The sequence below is a fragment of the Acinetobacter sp. WU_MDCI_Abxe161 genome (assembly GCF_025514355.1).
Lineage (GTDB): Bacteria > Pseudomonadota > Gammaproteobacteria > Pseudomonadales > Moraxellaceae > Acinetobacter > Acinetobacter pittii_E.
In genome coordinates this window covers 291,763-310,508 of record NZ_JAHPTU010000001.1, presented here as the reverse complement: position 1 = coordinate 310,508, position 18,746 = coordinate 291,763, and the positions used below count along the sequence as shown (strand labels likewise).

The window sequence follows — 18,746 nt, the reverse complement described above, 5'->3', positions numbered from 1 at the left end:
ATTGGAATTTTATGTCCGATTGGCCACCAAAACCACAAAATGAACCTATAATCCCTAAACAAAATGGACCAGAATGGCAAATTCTTGAGAAAGCTGTACTCGCTTCCGTAGAAGAACAGCGTCGTAGTCGCCGTTGGGGTATCTTCTTCAAAACATTAACTTTTATTTATTTACTATTCATTATTGTACTTATGGGCAAAGGCTGTTCTACCAGCAAAGAAGGTTCTGCTGTAAGTAGCAGTAGCGCTCATTTAGCAGTGGTGGATATTATTGGAACGATTGATGCTTCAAGCAATCAAGCAGTAAATAGTGAAGATACCAATAAAGCGCTTAAACGTGCTTTTGAAGCTTCAAATAGTAAAGCTGTTGCACTTAATATTAACTCACCTGGCGGTTCTCCAGTTCAGTCTGATGAAATTTGGCAGGAAATTCGTTATTTGAAAAAGCAGCATCCTGATAAAAAAGTTTATGCCGTTATTGGTGATATGGGTGCGTCAGGTGCTTACTATATTGCGTCTGCTGCCGATGAAATTATTGTTAATCCATCAAGTTTAGTGGGTTCAATTGGTGTCATCATGCCTAACTATGGAATTACTGGTTTAGCTCAGAAACTCGGTATTGAAGACCGTACTTTAACAGCGGGAACGAATAAAGACATTTTAAGTATGACAAAACCAATTGATCCTGCTCAAAAGCAACATATTCAATCTGTCCTTGATAATGTTCATACTCACTTTATTACTGCAGTTAAAGAAGGGCGTGGCAAGCGTTTGAAATCGAATGATCCAGCTATTTTTTCTGGTTTATTCTGGACTGGTGAACAAGCAATCCAGTTAGGTATTGCTGACCGTTCAGGTAATATTACGAGCTTGATGCGTGAACTAAACCTTGATAATAAAGTTGACTACACAATTGAGCGCAACCCATTACAATCCATTTTAGGTCGTATGGGTGCACAAATCGGGCAAGGGGTAAGTGAATCTATTGCTCAAGAGGTGCAGACTCGTCAAAGCGCAAAATTACAATAAATCTGTATTTTTAGGATAGCGGTATGTCAATGAAACCAGTTATACACTTTGCTCATGCCAATGGCGTACCATCAAAAGTGTATCAAAAACTGTTTGACCAATTGAAAGGGGAATATGACGTTATTTATGTTCCCTTGATTGGTCCTGATAAGCGCTATCCTGTGACGAATCATTGGCCTGCTTTAGTTGACCAGGTTATTGATAGTATTGTGCGTCAAGCGAAAGGACGTAAAGTCATTGGACTGGGCCATTCTCTTGGTTCGGTTTTAACATTGATGGCCTCTTTCCGACGTCCTGAACTTTTCTCTCAAGTCATTATGTTAGATCCGCCTCTTATTTTAGGACGATATTCATTTGCTTTTCATATGGCAAAATTATTTCGTCCTAAATTAGTTGATGCAATGACACCTGCGGGCTTATCCGCACGTCGCCGTGAACATTGGGAATCGAGAGAACAGGCTGCTGAATTACTACGTCCCAAAGGGTTTTACAAAGATTTTGATGAAGATTGTTTCCAAGCTTATATTGATTATGCTTTGAAAGAGGATTCGGTTCGCGGTGGAGTAACTTTAACCATTTCCCGTGAAGATGAAGTGGCAATTTTCCGTAAAAATCCTTCTTGGTGGTGGTTACCTATGCCAAAACCTAAGATGCCTGTGCATTTAGTTGTGGGCAAAGAAAGTGCTTTTTTAAAAAGAGGCTTTCCTCAAATGGCAAAGCGGAAAATGGGCATTCCATTTACTGTGGTTGAAGGAGGGCATATGTTTCCACTAGAGCATCCTATCGACACAGTAAACTCTATAAAGAAATTGATTCATCAACAGCTAAATTAATTTTTAAATATATAAAAAAGGACATGCCAGCATGTCCTTTTTTATTTTTTGTTTGTTAGTAAAACATTTTACCAACTTGCAAAACGAATAGGGTCTTTTAGAGCTTGATTACGGAAATAGGCCTGTCCATCTTTCCAAGTAAGTTGACCGTTACACAACCACTCTGCAACTTGAGGGTAGATAAAGTGCTCAAGTGTATGGACTCGATCTGCTAATGAAGCAGCAGTATCATGTTCTTTAACTGATATAGCTGATTGGGCTATAGATTGACCAGAATCCAGTTCAGCAGTTACAAAGTGCACGGTACAACCATGTAAACGATCACCTGTGTTTAAAACACGTTGATGCGTATTCACACCTTTGTAAGCTGGAAGAAGCGAGGGATGTATATTCAGCATTTTCCCTTGCCATTTGTTGACAAAGGTTGGCGTTAAGATACGCATGAAACCAGCTAAAATAACTACATCTACTTCCCAAGCTAAGAGTTGCTGATGCATTGCTTCATCAAACACTTCACGAGTTGGAAAGTCTTTATGGGAGATAACAGCGGTAGCAATATTAGCTTTTTGAGCGCGCTCTAAGGCATAAGCATCTGCTTTATTAGACAGTACACCTACAATTTGCCCCGATAGATTTGCATCTATCAAGGCTTGTAAATTACTGCCGTTCCCAGAGACTAGAACAGCAATTTTTATCATGCAAAGATCACACGAATTTTTTCGTCTGCACCTTCTACTGATTCAGCATTTTCTTGGATATGTCCAATCTTCCAAGCTTTTTCGCCTTGAGCATTAAGCACTTCAATTGCTTTTTCAGCATCATTTGCATCAACAGCAATAACCATACCTACGCCACAGTTAAAAGTACGGTACATTTCAAAGCGTTCTACATTGCCTTCGCGTTGTAGAAGTTGGAATAATTCAGACCATTCCCAAGAAGACTCATCAATTACTGCTTGTGCACCATTTGGTAATACGCGAGGTAAGTTACCTGGTAAACCGCCACCAGTAATATGTGCCATAGCATGAACATCAACTTGTTTGCAGAGTTCAAGAACTGGTTTTACATAAATACGAGTTGGTTCCATTGCTACATCAGCAAGAGGACGACCATCAATTATTTGAGTTAAATCAACGTTTTTAATATCTAAAATTTTACGTAGTAATGAATAACCATTAGAGTGAGCACCACTTGATGCAACACCGATAAGTACATCACCAGACTTTACTTTAGAGCCATCAATAATTTTGCTTTGTTCAACAACACCAACGGCAAAACCAGCAAGATCGTAATCTTCGCCTTCATACATACCTGGCATTTCTGCGGTTTCACCACCTACAAGTGCGCAACCTGCAAGTTCACAACCTTTACCAATACCAGTAACAACATTTGCAGCAACGTCAACATTTAAGTGACCAGTCGCGTAATAATCAAGGAAGAATAATGGTTCTGCGCCACAAACTAAAAGGTCATTGACACACATAGCCACAAGGTCTTGACCAATTGTGTCATGACGATTGAGATTAAGTGCCAAACGTAATTTAGTTCCTACACCGTCAGTTCCAGAAACTAAAACAGGCTCTTCATAACCTTTAGGAATTTTGCATAGTGCACCAAAGCCACCAAGTCCGCCCATTACTTCAGGACGACTTGTACGTTTAGCGACTGACTTGATACGATCGACCAGTGCGTCGCCCGCTTCAATGTCAACACCCGCATCTTTGTAGCTTAAACCGGTATTTGGGGTAGAAGTTGAGTTGCTCATAAATGAAGTCTCCGCATTGGCGGCAGATTATAACCTGAATATACGAAACTCTTATGTTATTTATGCTCGAAAATGCTATCTTTAATAAAAATATTTTTTCATTTATAACGATTAAATCAAAAAAGGCTAGATTTTATGCAAGATCGTATACTGCGCCGTATTTTTTTACTCGCAGGTATTGTATTGCTGGTATGGGTGTTGTACTTACTCAAGCCTGTAGTCATTCCTTTTATCGGTGCTTTTTTCCTCGCTTATTTATTCAGTCCACTTGTTGATGTGCTGGTAAAAATGAAATTGCCTCGCTGGTTGGCAATTAGCATGGTATTTGTGGGAATAGGCGTAACCCTAACTATTGCACTTTGGTATTTAGTTCCACTGATTTGGAAACAATTAGTTTATGCCCGAGATAGTATTCCAGCAGGCATTCACTGGATTAATGCTACTTTTTTACCTTGGGTATCTTCGACATTTAATGTCCAGCAAATGGAAATTGACACCGAGCAGTTGTCTAAAGCCGTGATGGAATATGTCCAAACCAATTATAGTGCAGACAGCATTCAGGCAGTGTTATTAAAATTGGCTCAATCGGGTTTGAATTTTATTCAGATTGGTGGGACAGTTGTTTTAATTCCTATTATTGCCTTCTATTTCTTGCTTGATTGGGAACGTATGTTACAAAACTTACGTCGTCTCATTCCGCGTCCATATGAAGCAACTACTTTACAGATCGTTGGCGAATGCCATAGCGTTTTAGGAGCATTTGTTAAAGGTCAGTTTCTCGTCATGCTATTGCTTGGCGTAGTCTATGCAGTTGGTTTGCAGCTCATTGGTTTGGAAGTTGGTCTTATTATTGGTATGGTGGCCGGCCTTGCCAGTATTATTCCTTATTTAGGATTTGCCGTAGGTATTATTGCAGCTGTTATTGCTAGCTTGTTCCAATTCGGATTGGATTGGATGCATCTATTACTGGTTGGTGTAGTTTTTATGATTGGCCAAGCGGTAGAAGGCTATATTCTACAGCCATTCCTATTGGGCGATAAAATTGGTCTATCTCCTGTAGCAGTTGTTTTTGCAGTATTGGCAGGTGCACAGCTTGCAGGTTTCTTAGGAATGTTAATTGCTTTGCCGGTTGCAGCTGTTATTGTGGTGTTGTTGAAGCATTTAAGAGAGAATTATGAAAGAAGCTCACTTTATGCTCCACCTTCTACATTAGTGATCCAACATGGCGATATTGAGCAAATTCATGTACAAACTGAGAGCACTAAGCTTGATCTTGAAGTTAAAACACAGCAAGATACAGATGAACTGAAATCCCCTAACCAGAAATAATTTCAAGGTTAATTCAATATATGCGTCAACTCCAACTGGATATAGAACCTCAACTTGATGCCCGAATCAGTGATTTTTCGGGACCAGGTTGGGGGCATGTAGTTGATGCCGTGCGTCAATTACATGCTGGTCTGGTGAGTAGATTTTATATCTACGGTGGAGCAGGGACAGGAAAGAGTCACTTACTTTCTGCAATTTGTGATTCTTATTTAGAATTAGGCAAATCTGCGATTAAAGTCTCTTTGCTTGAACTACTTGATGCTCCTATTGAAGCTATTACTTCTTTAGAACATTATGACCTTGTTGCTTTGGATGATATTGAATCAATTAGTGGCGTACCTCACTGGCAAAAAGCTGTTTTTCATTTAATGAATAATCACGAAGGACAACTTGTATTTTCTTCGCGTGTAGCACCGATCGAATTAAAACTTGAATTGCCAGACTTACAGTCACGACTTACACAGGCAGTTAGTGTAAAAGTGCCGAGTGGAAGTTTATATGCAGACCGCTATGCCTTGGTTACATCTGTAATGGCTAGACGTGGTATCCACTTCGATCAGCAAATTGTTGACTACTTATTATTACATGGTCCTCATCAAGCATCTCTTTTACTAAAGACTGTTGCGCAGTTGGAAAAGTTGCTCAAAGGTGAAAAAACAAAACTATCTAATGCGACTTTAAGGCAAATTTATGCTTTGATTGATGAGTATCAACAATAAAATTTTTACCTTAAGTTTGCTATTTTGCCTAAATTTATTTCATATAATTAAAGAATTTCTTTCTAGACAGAATTGTTTTTCATTTCAGAATAAATAGTTGTATTTATAACTTCTAATTTTTAATAAGCTAGCTTTTTGTATTAAAAAAACTTTTTTTAACTATAAAGCTTTTTGTAATTTAGCTCAAAAATGACTCTATAGACCGATCAAAAAGTCTTGAGAAATTCTACTTCCTGTGACAAAGTACGCACAAAGGATGCGGTTGCAAAAGCGGAAATTTTGCAATTTTGACAAAGAAAAATGAAAAAAGATGTAAGGAGATGGGTATGCTCAAACGGAGCATTGCTTTTGCTTTATTGGCTATTGCTGGACACGCTTATTCTGCCGATATTCAAGTTACAACTACAACTGATGAAGACGTCGATAACAAGGTCTGTTCATTACGTGAAGCAATACAATTTCTAAAATATCGCGCATCTTCCAATGCTGCTGATGTTGAAAAATATGCAAACGGTTATAATGGTTGCGGAAATAAAGATGCTTCATCAAATATCATTTTGCAGCGTGATAAAGAATATACTTTAAATAAAAGTATAGTAATTACTGTTCCTGTAGCTATTAGTACAGCAAAAAATGATTCTACTCTGGTTGAGGAAGGAGCACCCAACTCTCATAATGCAACTATTAAAATGGTCGGTACGGATCAACTATTCCGTATAGATGATGGTAGTGTTGAAAAAGCTTCTTTTTCAGTTTTATTTGTTGATGTTAATTTAAAAGGTGCTGGCTCAAAGAGTGTAATACCTCAAGGTAACGGTGGATTAATTTATAATCATGAACAATTGGTTATTCAAAATTCGCGTTTAATGGATGGGTATGCAACAAATGGGGGAGCAATTTATAACGCTGGTAATTTATCAAATACTCCAAAAACAGCGGGTTCAGTAACGATTATTAATAGCCTGATGCAAAATAATAAAGCAAGTCAGGGAGGCATTTTATATACTGATATGCCACTTTACTATGTTACGCAATCTGTGGTGCGTGATAATGAAGTGAGTGCAGCAGATGGTGCATTATTTCATGCTGCAACTAAATTTGCAGATGAAAGTACGGGCGGATATTTAACTTCTCGTATCATTGGTTTGAGTAATAGTACAATTTTTCATAATAAAGGTAGTTTCATTGCCAATGTTCGTGATGGCATGGTAATCAATAATATTACTCTTATTAAAAATGTGGGAGGCTTGTATTTTGATGCCCCACAAGGAAAAGCGTCTGTCTCTAATAGTATTTTAGTAGGCAACACAACAAACTGTAAGGTATCTGCAACAGATAAAACGATTGTGCAAAGCAATTTAGTAACAACAGAATGTAATCGTAATGCTTCTGCAGAGTTACCAAATATTCTATACCCTGCAAGTGAAAAACTAATTGCTGGAAATGCAGATGAAGGAACCTGTGATGTTCCACCAGCAGATGGTTTGTTATGTCCGTATTCAACACCGAGCAATAGCTTTTTAGGGTTCTTTAAACCAAGAGTTTTAGATAAATATACCAGTCTTTCGCAATCATTATTAATTAACAAAGGTCGTTTATATAGCGATGGGACTTCTGTAGGTCTGGCGAGTTGTGAAAAACAAGATCAACGTGGAAAAAATCGAAGTGGTTATGATGAGTTGTGTGATTTAGGGGCAATTGAATTAATTACTAACCGCGATGATATTAGTACACATGGCCAAGATATTAAATATGGCGAAATTGCCAAATTTAATATTGCCGATGTGGTAGGTGATGGAGAATTAGTTTCTCCACAAACATGCGAAAAAATGTTTGGAAAAAGAACAGATGGTCAAGCCTGGCAGTCAGGCTGTATGAAGATTGTTCAAACAAGTACACCATCTAAAGGAACTTTGTCTATCGATGCTCAGGGAAATTTAACTTATGTTCCAAATGGAAACTGGCATGGAGCAGATGTATTTAACCTTTTAGTCGTTACTACTACCACACGTTTTAATAATACTGCTGACGTTTACTTAACAATTCCAGTTCAAATTGTACAAGATCCACCCTCAGGTATTGAGGATAAGTCTGTAAGTGCGGGTGGTGGCGGAAGTGTAGGTGGTGGTTTAGTTTTTGGTCTATTTGGCTTAATTGCTCTAAGACGTTTAAAGTCATAATCAAGGATGATAAAGGCTATGAAAAATTATAAAAAAGCTTTTTTAGCATTAGCTGTGATTGCTGCAATGCCGTTATTTGCAGATACCACGACTGGAAGAATTGATGTTACAACTTTTGACGATGAAGATGGTGACAATACGAATGCCTGCTCGTTGCGTGAAGCGATAAAGACAGCTGAGCTACGTAAGTCATATGGTGGGTGTACCGTTATTGATACACGTGAAACTACACAAAAATCGATTCAACTTAAAGCAGGAATTTATACTTTAACTAAAGAGTTAGTTCCAAATGCCAATATTGCTATTTTTGGTGCTGATCCTGTAGATTGGCAGAAAAAAAGTGTATTAACCAATGATTATCCTGCACAACTTGAATTACAAACACGTATTAATGCTCAAGGTAAGTCACGCATCTTTAATACGACTACTTATAAACAGCCGTTAAGCATAAATAATGTAATTCTTGAAAATGGTGTCACAACTGGTCAGGGGGGGGCAATTTATGCAGGTGCTGACATTGCTTTACAAAATAGCCAAATTTTATCATCTCGGGCAACAAGCGGAGGGGCAATTTATTTAGCTTCACCGAATATTACTTTATCAGTGAATCATTCATTACTGAAAGGCAATAACGCAACACAAGAAGGTAGTGTTTTATCAATGGGGTGTTTTAGTGACACCGTCTATGCGCCACGTACTATTACTCTTACATCAAATAGTATTGTGAATAATGGTAATACAGCTACAACAAGTGCATTTGAGTTTTGCGGTAAACCTACTGCGACATTATCGGTTAATACTGTTGCACAAAATATAGCCAATAGTACTAACGGCAGTATTATCAAGTTTACTGGTGATACCAATAATCCAGCCAATACATCAAGTATTTTAAGTTCAAGCAGTAGTTTAGTTCTCTTAAATAATACAATTGTTGAAAACAACGCTAATAGTACTTTCCTCTATGACAAACTGGGTACAAAAAAACTAAGTTTTAATGTATTGGCTTATAATAGCGGAAGTTATGCGTGTAAATATCTTTTAGGGGCAGCGGCAGAGCAAAAGAGTGTAGGTTTAACGCTGAGTTTTAATGCGCTTGACTGGACATCTACGACAGCAAAATGTGATGTTCCCAAAGAATCTTTACCTGATGGTCAGACGAATATTAATATTAGTGGACAACCATTTAATAGTGTACTAAGTCCACAGACTGTATCGGCCTATACAGGTTGGTTACCTATTTATTATCCAAAAGAGATTATTGATACTAAACAAGTAGATTTGGTTAATGTTGATCAAGATAGTAAAGGCAGTTGTGCCACAATTGACCAACGTGGTTTAAATCGTTTGGCAGACATTATCTCATATTATCAGCCAGAAAGTCGTAATAGTTGCGATATTGGTTCTGTCGAGTTAATGAAGCTCACTTCAGGTGATTTAGAGGATGTTAGTAATATTTCATTAACGACTTGGATTGATAATTATCAAAAAAATTATGATTTATTTGATAATTATATTAAAGACCCTAAGACACCTTCTAACTTTATTACTTATTATAAAGTACGTTTAGCGGAGTTTAAGAATCTAATTGATGCTACTAAGGCAAATCTTAAATATCGCGCAATTTATCTTGATTTAAAGAACTATGATTTACCATTGCCGACAGAAGATGCTAATCATGTGCTGAAGTTCTTCAACCCAACTGACTATCGTATTACAACAGAGCCATTAGGTATTGGGCAGATTGATAAAGGTGTTTATAACGTTACTAAAGAACCAAATTTGATGTGTGAATGGAATGCGACCTTACAACAAATTATTTTCTATCGTAAGGATGATTCAGTAACTCAAGCTGGTAGTTATGTATATTGTAAATATACAATTACTACAGCCGATAATAAACTAAGCTCAAGCGGTTTGATTAAGGCTCGTTTTAATAATATTGAACCAGTTTCTGGCGATGGAACAATTACATTTAAATATCTTGCAAATGAAACTATTCCATTGAATTTACTTAAATATGCTAACGATGATGGTGATGGGCCTGTAAATACGCTTTTAAAGCCTAAACCTCAATTTTGGGTAAATGAAAAGGGTGTAGAGTTACCAATTTATTTACCAAGCAAAACATCGAAAGATGGTATTTTTAAAGTAGTTAAAGCTGATCGGGAAGGGCCATGTCCGAAAGATGATAAGGATAAAACTTGTTATGGTGGAAATATCTATATTCAGGCAAATAACGTATTTAATACTTTTAATGACTCGTTAAGTTATAACGTATATGACGCTGATGGGAAAATCTCATCTAAAGCTGGAGTAATTACCCTTGTAAGCACTGCCACCACTACAGACGATACACGGGGTGGGGGCGGAGGTGGTAGCCTTGGAATTTTATCTTTGGCATCCTTACTTAGTTTAGCAGCCTATAGACGCTACCGTAAATAAACCCAAAGAATAAAAAGGCCTCCAATCGGAGGCTTTTTTATAAGAAATGAAATCAAAATAATTGAGTGATTAGATTTCACTTTTTTAATAACTCAACAATATTTAGTGTTCTAAATACTTGTTCATATATTCTTCACGAATCGCCGTTCTTTCTTCACCATTTGCTTTGAGCATACGTTCACGTAAATCTTTACGTTCTTGAGTACTCATTTTTTGCCATGCTTCACGCATTTTTTGTTTTTCAGCTTCAGGAAGTTGAGTAAACCAGTCCATGCGTTGCTGTAAGTTATTGCTCTGATTTGCTGGTAACTCTTTTAAACTCTGGTAACGTTTAATAACTGCACGTTGCTCTTCTTCAGAAAGAGCATCCCATGTGTCATCGACTTGTGCATTGGCATCTTTAGAAAAAATCCAAAAGCGTTCAAAACCTGCAAAACTTGTCTGCAAGAAACTTAATGAACACAGGATAAGTGCTAATTTTTTAGCTGCCATGTTGTACTTTATCCTCACCCAACACCATTAACATCTCTAAATCTTCTACCATTTGTGGAGATAATTTAGGATTTACGATGACTTGATTTTGTGGCTTATCTACAATTTCGACTGAGTTTGGCAGGATTACAAAACCTGTAATTGCTGCAGCAAGTGCAAAACCAGTCATTTTCCAGACACTATAATAAGAGGCTGGTTTTTGTTGAATATGGTCAAGCACATGATTCATGACCACTGTTTTGTTTTTGTGGTGATCTGCCAAACTATCAAGTTTGGAGGTCACCTTTTTAGTGAAATCATCATGATTCATCAGAACCTCCCAAGGGATTTAAATGTGCCAAGTATTCTCTAAGTCCCTGAATTGCTCGGTGATAATGGGTTTTCACACTACCTTCGGTACAGTTCATGATCTGAGCTGTTGTATGGGTGTCAAACCCTTCCCACGCACGTAACATAAATGCCTGCTGTTGACGAACAGGTAGTTTTTCAATCGCTTCCCGAATTTCCTCAATCGTTACCGCTTGATCGAGAAAATCTGCAGGATTAATAGCTTTTTCATCAACTACATCGATAATTTCTTCGTCGTCATTATCCAGACTAACTTTTTTGAAGAATGAAAATGGGTTCGCTCTACGAGCTTCTTTGCGTCGCCAATCCTGAAGTTTGTTATTCAAAATAGTGTAAAACAGGGGATACCATTCTTCAGTACTTTTATCGGCGTAAGATTTGTGTAAAGCAATAAATGCTTCTTGAACCAAATCCATTGCAATACCTTGTTGACCTTGGGTAGCACTCTCCATCATCACCAAAGCACGACCAGTGACATCTTGCATGAAAAATTTCAGGCGTTGCTCAGCCGTGCTGGCATGAGCACTAGATGTTTCCGATCGAGACTTTTTCGGTGCTAAATCCATGGAGATGGAAAATCCTGTCATTGGACATACCCACCTTATCTTCAATATATCTCTTATATAACGTTGAAAAGAGGTGGGAGGTTGACAACAATCGGTTATTTTTTACTAGTGTAATTGATTTTTTTCACAAATATGTGCGATGTAAAATAAATTAACGTTTTATTGGCGTTGGCGGACCATCTCAAAAAAGCAAATAGATCCTGCAATTGCCACGTTTAATGACTCTTGTCCACCTGGTTGGGGAATAGTTACTGATTGTGCGTGATCTAATGCGTAATCACTAGCGCCTTGACCTTCATTTCCTAATATCCAGACACACGGTTTTGAAAGATCTTTTGAATAAAGACTCGTTGAGCGATGAGAGCTTGTAACAAAAACTGGAATTTGGAACTTTGGAAGAATATCTGTCAACTGAAAGTTTTCAAAACAATGTAAGCTAAAATGAGCACCCATACCCGCTCTTAAAACTCGTGGTGACCAAAGTGATGCAGAGCCTTGTGTGCAAATGATTTGTTTAATATTTGCTGCTGCTGCTGAACGTAGTAAAGTACCTACGTTACCCGGATCCTGAATATTTTCAAGAATTAAGGTATCTACCTTATAATCGATGGTTGATGCAGTTTTAGGCAGGTCAATAATAGCTAAACAAGGTAAGCTCGTACCTAATGTACTTAAATCTCTATATAAAACTTCGCTAATAACAAAGATATGACCTTGATGCAGTTCAATTATTTTTTTTAAATCTTCGTGTTCTAAGGCCTGTTCTGTCGTAAATAAAGAAAAAATCTTTTTTTGCTGTTGTAACCAAGCTAAACAAAGATGAGTGCCTTCAAGAACAGTTTGTTGGTGCTTTTTTCGGGCGTTACTGAGTTCTATTAATCCACGCAAATGTTTAATTTTTGCATTGTCTTTTGATTCTAAAAAAATAACCGCCATAAGAAGATATCCAACAAAAGGGCACCATCATACTATGATGCCCTAAGTAATTAAAATTATTAGTGGTAGCTTGTTACGCGTTCGACTTCATTTTTAGAACCAATGATTACAGGAACACGTTGGTGAAGCTCGGTTGGTTCAATATCTAAAATACGAACACGGCCTGTAGTTGATGCACCACCAGCTTGTTCAATGAGCATACTCATTGGATTTGCTTCATACATTAAACGTAAGCGCCCCGCTTTTGTCGGATCTTTTAAGTCATATGGATAAAGGAAAATACCACTACGGCATAAGATACGGTGAATATCGCCAACCATACATGCGACCCAGCGCATATTAAAATCTTTTTCACGAACAGAAGTTTTACCTGCAAGTAATTCATCAATGTATTGTTTTACAGGATTTTCCCAATGACGTTGGTTAGAGGCATTAATTGCAAACTCTTGAGTATCTGCTGCAACCTGAACATTGTCAGTTGTGAGTAAGAAGGTTTGAGTTTCTGGGTCTAAAGTAAAGAATGCTACGCCATTCCCAACTGTTAAAGCCATCATAGTTGATGGACCATAAAGTACATAACCTGCTGCAACTTGTTGTGTACCAGCTTGCATGAAATCTTCTGCTTTTGTTACTGCATTTTTTGCAGGAAGAATAGAGAAAATTGTGCCTACACACATATTGATATCAATATTGCTTGAGCCGTCTAATGGATCAAATAAAACAAGATATTCACCATTTTCTTGTGCAGGGGTGAAATCATCAAGCTCTTCAGAAGCGAGACCGCCCACATGTGGATGCACTTTTAAAGCATCAATTAAGTAGTCATTAGAAATCACATCAAGTTTTTTCTGTGTTTCACCTTGAACATTTTCATTACCAGCACTACCTAAAATACCAGCGAGAGCACCTTTTTGTAGTGCTTGGTCGATCGTTTTACAGGTCGTGGCAATAGTATCGATGACTTGAGCCAACTCAGGTGTTAGATTCCCTTTTTGTTGTTGTAAAAATTGGGACAAAGTGAGGTTGGACATATAAAATAGCTCCTGTGCTTCAAGCATCAAAATGAGTCAGATAAATACGTGGCATATTCTAGATGAGAATGTCACAAAATAAAAATTATCTTACTTTATTTGTGTTGGATTTATGCTTACAAGCCCCCAATTAAAATGGTATGTTGATTGCATCACAAAGGACTGTATGTTTTTAGGAGAATCGAAATGACAACAAAGAAGTTTGATGCGACCCCCACGGCAGGTGAACCAATCAATCTAGATGAAATTTCGAAAGAAAATGTTCAGGAAGCTTGGAAAGACTACGAGGCAAAACCTGAATATAAAGATTTTAATAAGCATGATTTGATTGAGTCCATGCAACATGCTGAAGAAGAAAAGAAATCTTCTTAAGTAATAAAAAAACGCTCATATTTTTATGAGCGTTTTTTTATGCAGATCTCTTATTTTAATAAAGGAGGTACTGCTTCGTAATTAATTTCAACACGGCGGTTTTCTTTCCACGCTGATTCATCATGTCCTGCATTAACAGGAGCTTCTTTACCATAACTTACAGCTTCAAGTTGCTGTGGGTTTACGCCATTGGTAATTAAGTAGCTTTGTACAGCTTTAGCACGACGTTCGCCTAAAGCCATATTATATTCACGTGTACCACGTTCATCTGTATGACCAGTTAATGCAACTTTTGAATTTGCATTTGCTATAAGGAACTGAGCATGAGCTTGAAGCGTTTGGTAGTCTTCAGTAGATAAATCGCTGCTGTCATAATCAAAGTGAACAACACGTTTAGCTAAAGCCGCTTTATTGGCTTCAGTTACGCCTTTAGATGAAGCACCTGCCAAATTTTGAGCATTTAATGCAGCATCTTCACTTAAACCAGAAGTGTTTACTGTACTTGGGTTTGTGCCAGTCGTGGTCGTCGCTGCCGGTTTACGGCTAGCACAGCCTGTCATCACGAGTGCTACGCTAAGAAAGGGTAGAGCTAAATATTTGATTGATTTCATGATCATCTCCGTCAATGGAATTAAAAGTTATTTTGGTGCCCAGGCTGGTTCACGTACTTCACCTTGTTCGCTTGGTAAATTCATACGGAAACGTCCATCAGTAGACATAATAGACAACAAGCCACGGTTGCCTTCACGAGTTGCATAAACCACCATTTGCCCATTTGGTGAGAAACTTGGTGATTCATCTAAACTAGTTGGGGTAAGAATATTGGTGATGCCAGTATTAATGTCTTGAATTGCAACTTTATAACTGCTGCCACTTGGGCGATGAACAAGTGCAATCTTTTTGCCATCTGCACTTAGAGTTCCGCGTGCATTAAATGAGCCTTTAAATGTCAAACGCTTTACTGAGCCATCAGCAAAGGTATAACGATAAATTTGGGCAGAGCCACCACGGTCAGAAGTGAAAATAAAGGATTTTCCATCTGGTGTATAACGTGCTTCGGTATCAATTGCCGAATCATTTGTCATGCGTTTGACTTGGCGAGTTGATAAATCCATTTGGTAGATTTCAGGATTACCATTCATCGATGCTGTAAATAGCATTGATTGGCCATCCGGTGAAAAACTTGGCGCGCCGTTTAGGCCTCTAAAACTGGTAAGCACTTCACGTGTTCCAGTTGATAAATCTTGTAAATAAATTGCTGGACGTTTAGTTTCAAAAGAAACATAAGCAATTTTTTTAGCATCCGGTGTCCATGCCGGAGAAAGAATTGGATCACGGGATGATAAAACGGTCTTTGGTTGTTCACCATCCGTATCTGCAATTTGTAGGGTATAACGCTCGGCAGGTGTTGCAGGGTTTCTTAATACATAAGCAATACGGCCGCTAAAGTCACCTGGAATACCAGTAAGCGCTTGATAAATAGCATCACTTACCATATGACCAGCTTGACGTATGCGTGAAGCAGGTACATTTAAAAGTTCATTTAAAATGTATTGTTGCTTTTGTACATCATAAAGTTGGTAGTGAACTTCAAAACCTGTCGCTGTTTGTTTAATTTGTCCAGTAACTACATATGGAATACCAGCAGTTTGCCAGTCAGAAGCTTGAATCTGATTGATTGCAGCATTGGCAGGCAAATTTTTAGATGAGCTTGTAAAGCGCCCAGAACGGTTTAAGTCTGTTTCAACAATAGGATAGAGCCCATTGTCATTGGTAAACGGGACAATAGCAATTTTGGGTGCCTGATCTGGAGCTTTGGCAATTTCCAGATATAACTGGGCAAAAGCAGTTGTAGAAGCAATAGGGCTTAAGGCTGTGATCAGTGCTAAAGATAGCAGGTGTTTGCGGCTCGTATTCATAAGTTTAAAGTCATAGCAGGTATTTTTGTGACTGTTGATTTTGTAGCATAGTTACATGCCTTAAACTATTTAAAGCATGTAACTCTTTCAAAATTATTGCGCTCTAAATGTAGAGCTAACACTTCTTGCTTCACGTCTTGCATCTGGATCTGATGGCATAGGATATGGCGCTGCGGCTTGAATTGCAGCTTTAATACTTGCGTCTAAGGCATCATCACCACTTGAACGCGTGATCACAATGGAGTTAACGCTTCCCGAGTCGGAAAGGGTAAAACGAACACCAACTGTTTTACCGCTACTACCAGTTGGAACATCCCAAGAGCGTCGAATTTTTTGTTCAAAATCACGTCTAGCTGAAGAAGCAACTTTTTTAGCTTCAGCTTTCTTTTGAGCTGCTTCTTCTTGTGCTTTTTGAGCAGATGCAGCTTTGGCCTCGGCCTCCGCTTCAGCTTTACGCTTAGCATCGTCAGTAGCTTTTTGCTTGGCTTTAGCATCAGCCTCAGCTTTGCGTTTAGCATCGTCAGCAGCTTTTTGCTGTTTGGCTTTCGCATCGGCCTCAGCTTTACGTTTAGCATCATCAGCTTTTTGCTGTTTAGCTTTTGCATCGGCTTCCGCTTTACGTTTAGCATCGTCAGCAGCTTTTTGCTGTTTGGCTTTCGCATCGGCCTCAGCTTTACGTTTAGCGTCTTCAGTTGCTTTTTGCTGTTTGGCTTTTGCATCGGCTTCCGCTTTACGTTTAGCATCGTCAGCAGATTTTTGCTGCTTAGCTCTAGCATCAGCCTCAGCTTTACGTTTAGCGTCTTCAGTTGCTTTTTGCTGTTTGGATTTTGCATCTGCTTCTGCTTTACGTTTAGCGTCTTCAGTTGCTTTTTGCTGTTTCGCTTTTGCATCTGCTTCAGCTTTACGTTTAGCGTCGTCAGCAGCTTTTTGTTGCTTAGCCTTAGCATCAGCTTCGGCCTTTCGCTTAGCTTCTTGTTGTGCTTGAAGTTTAGCGTTTTCAGCCTTTTGAGCTTCACGTTTTAATTTTGCATCAGCCTCAGCTTTACGTTTAGCGTCTTCAGCAGCTTTTTGGCTGGCCTTAGCTTCAGCCTCAGCTTTTGCACTTTGTTCAGCCTTACGTTTTTGTTCGGCTTCTAATTTTGCTTTAGCCTCAGCTTGGCGTTTAGCTTCAGCCTGCTGTTTTTGAGCTTCCTCTATGCGTTGCTGTTCTGCTGCTTGTTTCGCTTTCGCAGCTTCTTCAGCTTTACGCTTTTGCTCAGCTAACTTGGCTTGCTGGGCCTGTTCGGCCTTTTGCTTTTGAGCAGCAAGTTGTTGAGCTGTTGGAGGAGGAGGTACAACTGGAAGATTTTGAGGTAGCGTTTCATCCACAATAGGGGCTAATACCTCTTTTGCTTCATTCGTAGCTGTAGTCTCTTGTTCAATTTCTTTGGCTAAAGGAGGGGGTAAATCTTCTGGCTTAACTAAAATAGTCGTTAGCTTTTTTGGCTGTTCAGGTGGTTTACTCAAGCCTAAAAAAAGCAAGCCAACAATGGCAATTGCATGAACTCCGAGTGTAAAGCTCAATGCAATCGCATTTTGTTTAAAGGGCGGCTTTTGATCTTTGTTCATAGCTTATTTTAAAGGCTCTGTCAGAAGGCCAACTTGAGTTAAACCTGCTTCTTGTAAACTCGCCATTAATGATACGACTTCTCCATAAGGACGAGACTTATCACCATTGACTAAAACTGTAAGTTGTTTGTTTTCTTGTTCAGCTTGTTTTTGAGCATCGCTTAAAACTGCTTCGAGTTTTTCACGAGATAATGGTTCATTATCTTTGTAATCTTCATATTGAAGATAAATATTGCCATCTTTGCCAATTGTTACCATGGCAGGCATATCTTTTGATTCGATTGGGTGATTGTTTGCTTGAGGTAAATCGACCTTGATACCACTGGTAATCATAGGAGCAGTTACCATAAAAATAACCAAAAGCACGAGCATAACGTCAATATAAGGTACGACGTTCATATCACTTTTTAATGGTTTTTTTATGCGCTCAAAGCGCCCTGAACGCTGAATTGCCATTATGCATCTTCCTGTGATGAACCCACAGATTGACGTTGCAATAAAGCAATCATCTCTTCAGCAAATAAAGCACGATCAGAGTAAACACTTTCACTTTTAGCAGTGAAGTGGTTAAAAGCTAATACAGCAGGAATAGCAGCAAATAAACCTATTGCAGTTGCAATAAGTGCTTCAGCAATACCCGGTGCAACAGTTGCCAGAGTTACTTGATCAACGGCAGCTAAACCGATAAAGGCATTCATAATACCCCATACGGTACCGAATAGTCCGATGTAAGGTGCTACAGAACCGATACTTGCTAAAGTCCCTAAACCATATTCTAAATGGCTCTGATCACGACTTAAACCTACACGCAAAATACGCTCAGTGCCTTCAATCGTTTGAGAAACAGGAGCTTGACGTTTTTTGAGTTTAAAAAATTCGCTCAACCCTTGATAAAAAATATCTTCAAGACCTGAGCGTTTTGAGTTGAGCTGAGCATTGTTATAAAGCGTATTGAGTTCAGCACCAGACCAGAACATTTTTTGAAAATGTTCATCGTCTTGATGTGCTTTTTTATAACTCATGTGTAACTTGGCAATCAGATACCAACTAAAGATCGATGCTAACAATAAAATTAGCATGACCAACTGAACGACTGGACTTGCTTGTAAAATAAGGTCAGAAATATGCAGGGTTGATTCAATGTTTGTTGCCATAGGTTACATATGCCGGTTGTTTTT

The 18,746-nt window shown here is 38.5% G+C and carries 19 protein-coding genes; 7 read left to right on the top strand and 12 right to left on the bottom strand.

Annotation, left to right across the window (positions count from 1 at the left end):
• Positions 1-11: 11 nt before the first annotated feature.
• Both sppA and KTI78_RS01500 read left to right on the top strand, forming a co-directional pair.
• Positions 12-1,028 (top strand): signal peptide peptidase SppA, encoded by a 1,017-nt coding sequence (gene sppA / locus KTI78_RS01505; protein WP_262444982.1) that lies wholly within the window; start codon positions 12-14, stop codon positions 1,026-1,028.
• Between the two features lie 23 nt (positions 1,029-1,051).
• Positions 1,052-1,861, top strand: a complete 810-nt coding sequence (locus KTI78_RS01500) for an alpha/beta fold hydrolase (RefSeq protein WP_016140244.1) — start codon at positions 1,052-1,054, stop codon at positions 1,859-1,861.
• 68 nt (positions 1,862-1,929) lie between these two features.
• Here the strand turns inward: KTI78_RS01500 and purN are convergent, their stop codons facing one another.
• On the bottom strand, positions 1,930-2,559 hold the full coding sequence (gene purN, locus KTI78_RS01495) for a phosphoribosylglycinamide formyltransferase (protein ID WP_239967139.1): 630 nt from the start codon (positions 2,557-2,559) through the stop codon (positions 1,930-1,932).
• The gene (purM, locus tag KTI78_RS01490) at positions 2,556-3,626 is read right to left on the bottom strand and encodes a phosphoribosylformylglycinamidine cyclo-ligase (protein WP_262444981.1); all 1,071 of its coding nucleotides are present in this window, start codon (positions 3,624-3,626) and stop codon (positions 2,556-2,558) included. The genes purN and purM overlap by 4 nt, the downstream gene beginning before the upstream one ends.
• A gap of 135 nt (positions 3,627-3,761) precedes the next feature.
• On the opposite strand from purM, the gene cxpE reads away from it, so the two are divergent.
• The 4 genes from cxpE (at position 3,762) to KTI78_RS01470 (ending at position 10,296) form a co-directional block, all read left to right on the top strand.
• Positions 3,762-4,955 carry a chloramphenicol efflux transporter CxpE gene (gene cxpE / locus KTI78_RS01485; RefSeq protein ID WP_016140247.1) on the top strand — a complete coding sequence of 398 codons (1,194 nt, stop codon included), beginning with the start codon at positions 3,762-3,764 and terminating at the stop codon, positions 4,953-4,955.
• Positions 4,956-4,975: 20 nt separating this feature from the next.
• A complete protein-coding gene (hda, locus tag KTI78_RS01480) occupies positions 4,976-5,674 on the top strand; it encodes a DnaA regulatory inactivator Hda (RefSeq protein WP_016140248.1) in 699 nt (232 codons plus the stop codon).
• A gap of 320 nt (positions 5,675-5,994) precedes the next feature.
• Positions 5,995-7,854, top strand: coding sequence for a rhombotarget A (gene rbtA, locus KTI78_RS01475; RefSeq protein WP_262444980.1), 1,860 nt, complete (start codon positions 5,995-5,997; stop codon positions 7,852-7,854).
• An 18-nt stretch (positions 7,855-7,872) separates the two neighbouring features.
• The gene (locus KTI78_RS01470; RefSeq protein ID WP_262444979.1) at positions 7,873-10,296 is read left to right on the top strand and encodes a CSLREA domain-containing protein; all 2,424 of its coding nucleotides are present in this window, start codon (positions 7,873-7,875) and stop codon (positions 10,294-10,296) included.
• A gap of 102 nt (positions 10,297-10,398) precedes the next feature.
• On the opposite strand, the gene KTI78_RS01465 is transcribed toward KTI78_RS01470, so the two are convergent.
• The 5 genes from KTI78_RS01465 to KTI78_RS01445 all read right to left on the bottom strand — a co-directional run bounded on the left by KTI78_RS01465 (position 10,399) and on the right by KTI78_RS01445 (position 13,669).
• Positions 10,399-10,788 (bottom strand): DUF3106 domain-containing protein, encoded by a 390-nt coding sequence (locus KTI78_RS01465; protein ID WP_016140251.1) that lies wholly within the window; start codon positions 10,786-10,788, stop codon positions 10,399-10,401.
• The gene (locus tag KTI78_RS01460) at positions 10,778-11,098 is read right to left on the bottom strand and encodes a hypothetical protein (protein ID WP_002118556.1); all 321 of its coding nucleotides are present in this window, start codon (positions 11,096-11,098) and stop codon (positions 10,778-10,780) included. Before KTI78_RS01460 ends, KTI78_RS01465 begins: the two co-directional genes overlap by 11 nt.
• Positions 11,088-11,702, bottom strand: a complete 615-nt coding sequence (locus KTI78_RS01455; protein ID WP_262445025.1) for an RNA polymerase sigma factor — start codon at positions 11,700-11,702, stop codon at positions 11,088-11,090. The genes KTI78_RS01460 and KTI78_RS01455 overlap by 11 nt, the downstream gene beginning before the upstream one ends.
• Before the next feature lie 159 nt (positions 11,703-11,861).
• Positions 11,862-12,638, bottom strand: a complete 777-nt coding sequence (locus KTI78_RS01450; protein ID WP_016140253.1) for a TrmH family RNA methyltransferase — start codon at positions 12,636-12,638, stop codon at positions 11,862-11,864.
• A 59-nt stretch (positions 12,639-12,697) separates the two neighbouring features.
• The gene (locus KTI78_RS01445) at positions 12,698-13,669 is read right to left on the bottom strand and encodes a class 1 fructose-bisphosphatase (protein ID WP_262444978.1); all 972 of its coding nucleotides are present in this window, start codon (positions 13,667-13,669) and stop codon (positions 12,698-12,700) included.
• Positions 13,670-13,855: 186 nt separating this feature from the next.
• On the opposite strand from KTI78_RS01445, the gene KTI78_RS01440 reads away from it, so the two are divergent.
• Positions 13,856-14,041, top strand: a complete 186-nt coding sequence (locus KTI78_RS01440; RefSeq protein WP_016140255.1) for an NF038105 family protein — start codon at positions 13,856-13,858, stop codon at positions 14,039-14,041.
• A 50-nt stretch (positions 14,042-14,091) separates the two neighbouring features.
• On the opposite strand, the gene pal is transcribed toward KTI78_RS01440, so the two are convergent.
• The 5 genes from pal to tolQ all read right to left on the bottom strand — a co-directional run bounded on the left by pal (position 14,092) and on the right by tolQ (position 18,722).
• A complete protein-coding gene (gene pal / locus KTI78_RS01435; protein WP_002118513.1) occupies positions 14,092-14,652 on the bottom strand; it encodes a peptidoglycan-associated lipoprotein Pal in 561 nt (186 codons plus the stop codon).
• 27 nt (positions 14,653-14,679) lie between these two features.
• A complete protein-coding gene (tolB, locus tag KTI78_RS01430; protein WP_016140256.1) occupies positions 14,680-15,960 on the bottom strand; it encodes a Tol-Pal system beta propeller repeat protein TolB in 1,281 nt (426 codons plus the stop codon).
• 93 nt (positions 15,961-16,053) lie between these two features.
• A complete protein-coding gene (gene tolA, locus KTI78_RS01425) occupies positions 16,054-17,568 on the bottom strand; it encodes a cell envelope integrity protein TolA (RefSeq protein WP_262444977.1) in 1,515 nt (504 codons plus the stop codon).
• A gap of 3 nt (positions 17,569-17,571) precedes the next feature.
• Positions 17,572-18,024, bottom strand: a complete 453-nt coding sequence (tolR, locus tag KTI78_RS01420) for a protein TolR (protein WP_016146149.1) — start codon at positions 18,022-18,024, stop codon at positions 17,572-17,574.
• The gene (gene tolQ, locus KTI78_RS01415; protein WP_016140259.1) at positions 18,024-18,722 is read right to left on the bottom strand and encodes a protein TolQ; all 699 of its coding nucleotides are present in this window, start codon (positions 18,720-18,722) and stop codon (positions 18,024-18,026) included. Before tolQ ends, tolR begins: the two co-directional genes overlap by 1 nt.
• Positions 18,723-18,746 lie beyond the last annotated feature (24 nt).